This is a genomic window from Kitasatospora sp. MY 5-36 (assembly GCF_001182915.1).
In the GTDB taxonomy this organism is placed as follows: domain Bacteria; phylum Actinomycetota; class Actinomycetes; order Streptomycetales; family Streptomycetaceae; genus Kitasatospora.
In genome coordinates, this window is the sequence record NZ_LFVW01000837.1 from 1 (window position 1) to 2882 (window position 2882).

The 2882-nt window shown below is 76.8% G+C and carries 2 protein-coding genes; both read left to right on the forward strand.

From position 1 onward, the window contains the following. A partial coding sequence (locus tag AE652_RS36930) for a beta-ketoacyl reductase (protein WP_049659519.1) occupies nt 1-1226 on the forward strand: 1226 nt, incomplete at its 5' end. Between the two features lie 73 nt (nt 1227-1299). Then, nucleotides 1300-2882, forward strand: a 1583-nt coding sequence (locus tag AE652_RS36935) for a beta-ketoacyl synthase N-terminal-like domain-containing protein (protein ID WP_199823200.1), incomplete at its 3' end; no start/stop codon positions are given.

Sequence of the window (2882 nt, forward strand, 5' to 3'; positions counted from 1 at the left end):
CCGACGTCGCCGCCTCCGGCGCCGCCCTGTCCATCGCCGCCTGCGACACCACCCGGCGCGCCGAACTCGGCGGCCTGCTACGGCAGATCACCGCCGACGGCGGCCCCGCCCTGCGCGGCGTCGTGCACGCCGTCGGCGCCGGACAGGCCACCGCCGTCGCCGACACCACGGCACGGGAACTCGCCGACGTCGCCGGCGCCCGGTCGGCCGGCGCCCGCTGGCTCGACGAACTGACCGCCGACCTCGACCTGGACGACTTCGTCCTGTTCTCCTCCGTCGCCGCGACCTGGGGCAGCGCCCTGGTGCCCGGCTACGCCACGGGCAGCGCCTTCGTCGACGCCCTCGCCGAGCAGCGCCGGGCCCGCGGACAGGTCGCCACCTCGGTCGCCTGGGGCCCCTGGGCCGACGGCGGCGCCGGCGCCCGGTCCTCCGTCCGGCACGGCCTGGGCGTCCTGGACCCGGGCACCGCCGTCCGGGCGCTCGGCCAGGCCATGGACGGACGCGACGCGCTCGTCACCATCGCCGACGTGGACTGGCGGACCTTCGCGCCCGCCTTCACCCTGCACCGCCCGAGCCCGCTGCTCGCCGACCTGCCGGAAGCGGCCGCCCCGGCGGCCGAACCGGCCGGCCCGGCCGACGGCGGCGCGGCACCCGAGTTCGCCCGCACCGTCCTCGCCCTGCCCGCCGCCCGCCGGCCGGCCGCGGTGACGGACCTGGTGCGCGCCCAGGCGGCCCTGGTGCTGTCGCACGGGAGCACCGCCGACATCGACGCCGAACGCGCCTTCCGGGACCTCGGCTTCGACTCCCTGACCGCCATCGAACTGCGCGACCGGCTCGCCGCCGCCACCGGCGTCACCCTGCCCTCCACCGTCGTCTTCGAGTACCCGACGTCCGCCGCCCTCGCCGCGCACCTGCTGCGCGAGCTCGGCGCCGGCCCGGACTCCGTACGCACCCAACTCGACCGGCTGGACGCCTCGTTGTCGGGCCTGCTGGACCGGCTCGGCGAGGACGGCGACGGGACGGACGGGGACGAGGAGGCCGTCGCGGCGCAGCTCGCCGCACTGAGCGCCAAGTGGCAACGACTCCAGCGCCGCGCCGGCGGCCCCGCCACCGGCGGCGGCACCGGCGCCGGCACCGCCGCCGGCCAGGACGTCTCCGAGCGCCTCGCCGCCGCGGACGACGACGAGGTCTTCGACCTCCTGGGCAAGGAGTTCGGCATCGAATGACCGTACCGCCGACCCTCCCGCGGGCCGCCCGAGCGCTGCCCAGACCGAGTACCCACAGCCCGAGCACCCCGAGGTGGAACGCGTGAGCGAGGACAAGCTCCGGTACTTCCTGAAGCGCGTCACGGCCGAGCTGCACGAGAGCCGCGAGCGCGTCCGCGAGTTGGAGACCGTGACCGGCGAGCCCATCGCCGTCGTCGGCATGGGCTGCCGCTACCCGGGCGGCGTGCGCACGCCGGACGAGCTCTGGAACCTGGTCGCCACCGGCACCGACGCGGTCGGCGACTTCCCCGCCGACCGCGGCTGGGACCCGGGCGAGGCGGCCACCCACGGCTACGAGACCCGCGGCGGCTTCCTCCCCGACGCGGCCGAGTTCGACCCCGGCTTCTTCGGCATCAGCCCGCGCGAGGCCCTCGCGATGGACCCCCAGCAGCGCCTCGTGATGGAGGTCGCCTGGGAGACCCTGGAGCACGCCGGACTCGACCCGCGCGCCCTGCGCGGCTCGCACACCGGCGTGTTCGTCGGCGCCAGCGCGTCCGGCTACGACTGGTACGCGCGCGAACACGGCCACGACGAGGGCCACCTGGTCACCGGCAGCGCGATCAGCGTGCTCTCCGGCCGGGTCTCCTACACCCTGGGCCTGAACGGGCCCGCCGTGACCGTCGACACGGCCTGCTCCTCCTCGCTGGCCGCCGTCCACCTGGCGGCCCGCTCGCTGCGCACGGGCGAGTGCTCGCTCGCCCTCGCCGGCGGCGTGATGGTGATGTCCACCCCGGTGATGTTCGCCGACTTCGCCCGCCAGCAGGGCCTCGCCTCCGACGGACGCTGCAAGCCGTTCTCGGAGGACGCCGACGGCACCGGCTGGGGCGAGGGCGCCGGACTCGTCCTGCTGGAGCGCCTGTCGGACGCCCGCCGCAACGGCCACCGCGTCCTGGCGGTCATCCGCGGCAGCGCGATGAACCAGGACGGCGCGTCGAACGGCCTGACGGCGCCCAGCGCGCCCGCACAGCGCCGGGTCATCCGGGCCGCCCTCGCCGACGCCCGCCTGACGGCCTCCGAGGTCGACGCGGTCGAGGCGCACGGGACGGGCACGGAGCTGGGCGACCCGATCGAGGCGGGCGCCCTGCTGGCCACCTATGGACAGGGCCGCGACGAGGACCGGCCGCTGTGGCTCGGCTCGCTCAAGTCCAACATCGGCCACGCCCAGCAGGCCGCCGGCGTCGGCGGCGTGATGAAGATGGTGCTCGCCCTGCGGCACGGCACCCTGCCCAGGACCCTGCACGCCGGGGAGCCGACCTCGCACGTCGACTGGGCCTCGGGGAACGTCCGGCTGCTCCAGGAACCGGTGGAGTGGCCGGCGGGCGAGCGGGTACGCCGAGCAGGTGTGTCGGCGTTCGGCGCGAGCGGGACGAACGTCCACGTGATCCTGGAGGAGGCGCCCGCGCCGACGGCCGGGGAGCCGGCGGTGAACGAGGAGCCGACGCCGGACGAGGAGCGCCCCGCGCCCGTCCTGCCGACGGCGGCGTCGGCCTGGGTGGTGTCGGGCCGCAACGCGACCGCGCTGGCCGGTCAGGCGGGCCGGCTGCGCGAGCACGTGCTGGCGCGGCCGGAGCTGCCGGTCGGTGACGTCGCGTGGTCGCTGGCCACGACGCGGTCGGC